Source organism: Mesorhizobium sp. M7A.F.Ca.AU.002.02.1.1, assembly GCF_003998535.1.
In the GTDB taxonomy this organism is placed as follows: Bacteria; Pseudomonadota; Alphaproteobacteria; order Rhizobiales; family Rhizobiaceae; genus Mesorhizobium; species Mesorhizobium ciceri.
Genome location: NZ_RZPB01000860.1, coordinates 1 through 2,319 on the forward strand (window position 1 = coordinate 1; position 2,319 = coordinate 2,319).

Annotated in this window: 4 protein-coding genes; 1 reads left to right on the forward strand and 3 read right to left on the reverse strand. The window is 61.8% G+C overall.

Features of this window, described 5'->3' with window-relative positions; translation table 11 throughout:
• Window positions 1-245: CBS domain-containing protein (locus EN879_RS32425; RefSeq protein WP_127274539.1), on the forward strand; the 245-nt coding region annotated here is incomplete at its 5' end.
• Between the two features lie 4 nt (window positions 246-249).
• Here the strand turns inward: EN879_RS32425 and EN879_RS32430 are convergent.
• From EN879_RS32430 to EN879_RS32440, 3 genes are all read right to left on the reverse strand, one after another.
• On the reverse strand, window positions 250-714 hold the full coding sequence (locus tag EN879_RS32430) for an NfeD family protein (RefSeq protein ID WP_013529725.1): 465 nt from the start codon (window positions 712-714) through the stop codon (window positions 250-252).
• An 11-nt stretch (window positions 715-725) separates the two neighbouring features.
• Window positions 726-1,676: an SPFH domain-containing protein gene (locus EN879_RS32435; protein WP_013529726.1), complete on the reverse strand. Its 951-nt coding sequence runs from the start codon at window positions 1,674-1,676 to the stop codon at window positions 726-728.
• Window positions 1,677-1,795: 119 nt separating this feature from the next.
• A partial coding sequence (locus tag EN879_RS32440) for an FAD-binding oxidoreductase (RefSeq protein ID WP_164774720.1) occupies window positions 1,796-2,319 on the reverse strand: 524 nt, incomplete at its 5' end.

Consider the following 2,319-nt stretch of genomic DNA (forward strand, 5'->3'; position numbering starts at 1 on the left):
ACGGTGCGCTGGTCGGCATCATCACCGATGGCGACATCCGCCGTCACATCGGCAGCAATCTGCTGGCGATGACGGTGGATCAGGTGATGACAAGAGGTCCGAAGACCGCGACGCCGGACACGCTGGTGGCAACGGCGCTGCAGACGATCAACAATTCAGCCATCACCAGCCTGATGGTGGTGGAGGGCCGGAAACCAGTCGGCCTCATCCACCTGCATGATCTGCTGCGTATCGGCGCCGCCTGAACGTTCAGACCGCCTCGACGGTCAGTTCCAGATCCGTATCGGCCGCACCCGTCACGCGCACTTGCGTGCCGGCCGGCAGGTCAGGGCCGGAGACACGCCACAGTGTGTCGCCCAGCTTGATGCGGCCGCGCCCGTCACGGATCGGTTCGGCAAGTGTCGCCATCCTGCCGACCATCTGCGCGCCGCGCCGGTTGAGCAGCGGCTGATCGGTCGGGTCGTTGCGGCTGCCGACCAGCTTCTTGCCGACATAGGCCGAGACCAGCGACAGCGCCAGGAAGGCGAGGACCTGGACCTGCCATGTCCAGAAGCCGGTGTCCCAGATCAGCAGCGACACAGCGCCGATGATCAGCGCGGCGATGCCGATCCACAGCATGAAGATACCCGGCGCGATGATTTCCATCACCAGCAGGACGAAACCGAGAACCATCCAGTTCCACGGGCCGAGTTCGGAAACGATGCGGTCGATCATTGGTTTCGACCTCAGTTGTCGGTTGGGCGAACGACCGGCGGGCGCGCGGCCTGCCTCTGCGAGCCGGTCGTGCCCTCGCTGCGGAAGACTTCCTTGGCGATCTCGCCAATGCCGCCGAGCGAACCGATCAGCGACGATGCCTCGAAGGGCATCAGCACGATCTTGCTGTTGGTCGCAGTGCCGATCTTGCCCAACGCTTCGGTGTATTTCTGGGCAACGAAGTAGTTCAGCGCCTGCACATCGCCTTTGGAGATCGCTTCCGACACAACCTGGGTGGCGCGGGCCTCCGCCTCGGCCGAACGTTCGCGCGCCTCGGCATCGCGGAAGGCGGCTTCCTTGCGGCCTTCGGCCTCGAGGATCTGCGACTGCTTGAGGCCTTCGGCGGCAAGGATCTGGGCGCGCTTGTTGCGTTCCGCGGTCATCTGCCGGCCCATCGATTCGATAAGGTTGGCCGGCGGGTTGATGTCCTTGATTTCGACGCGGGTGATCTTGATGCCCCACGGGTGGGCCGCTTCGTCGACGACGCGCAGCAGGCGCTCGTTGATGGCGTCGCGGTTCGACAGGAGTTCATCGAGATCCATCGAACCCATGACGGTACGGATGTTGGTCATCGTCAAATTGAGGATGGCGTTCTGCAGGCCGGAAACCTGGTAGGCGGCCTGAGCGGCGTTGAGGATCTGGAAAAAGGCGATGCCGTCGACACCGACAATGGCGTTGTCGCGGGTGATGATTTCCTGGCTTGGAACGTCGAGCACCTGCTCCATCATGTTCATCTTGGCGCCGATGCGGTCGATGAACGGGTAAATGAAATTGAGACCCGGGCTCAGTGTCTTGGTGTAACGGCCAAAGCGCTCCACCGTATAGTTGTAGCCTTGCGGGATTGTCCTGATGCCTTTGATCAGCAGCACCAATACCAGAAGGGCAAGTGCACCAACCGCAATATCGAAACCACTGAAATCCATTTGGCTCTCCCTCAGACGAAGGCCGCACAAGCCATTCTCGCGCGGCCGACTTCACCAAAGACTTAAGTGTGTTTCAGATGCGTTACAATCAGGTGATGACGGATTGTTTGCGGGTGCGATCAGCGGTTGAAGGCAAACAATCTTGCATCCGTGTCCTCCAGCCCGTTGATCGAAGCCGGGACAATCTCGGAAGCGATCTGCGAGAAGGTGATGCCGTTGCCGCCGTAGCCCATCACTGCATAGATGCGCGGGTGGCGGGGAATGGCGCCGATATAGGGCAGGCCGGTGGTTGTGGTGCCGAACGAACCGGTCCAGGCAAAATCGGGCCTGGTGTCGAGATGCGGAAATACCAGGCCGAGCTCCTCGGCGATGCGTGTGCTCTTGTCGGCGATCAGCTCGTCGCGCCGCGCTTCGTCGACAAAATCCTCGTCCTCGCCGCCGCAAATGACCCGGCCGTCGATCGTCGTGCGCATATACAGATACGGCGCCGACGCTTCCCAGATGAACGCTGCGTCCGGCCAGAGCTTTCGCGGTTGCGGGCATGTTGCGATCGCCCATGTCGAGATGATCCGGTGGGCCGCGGCCGGCACGATCTCCACAAGTTCGTAGCCGGTGGCCAGAACAACATGTCGCGCGGTTATGG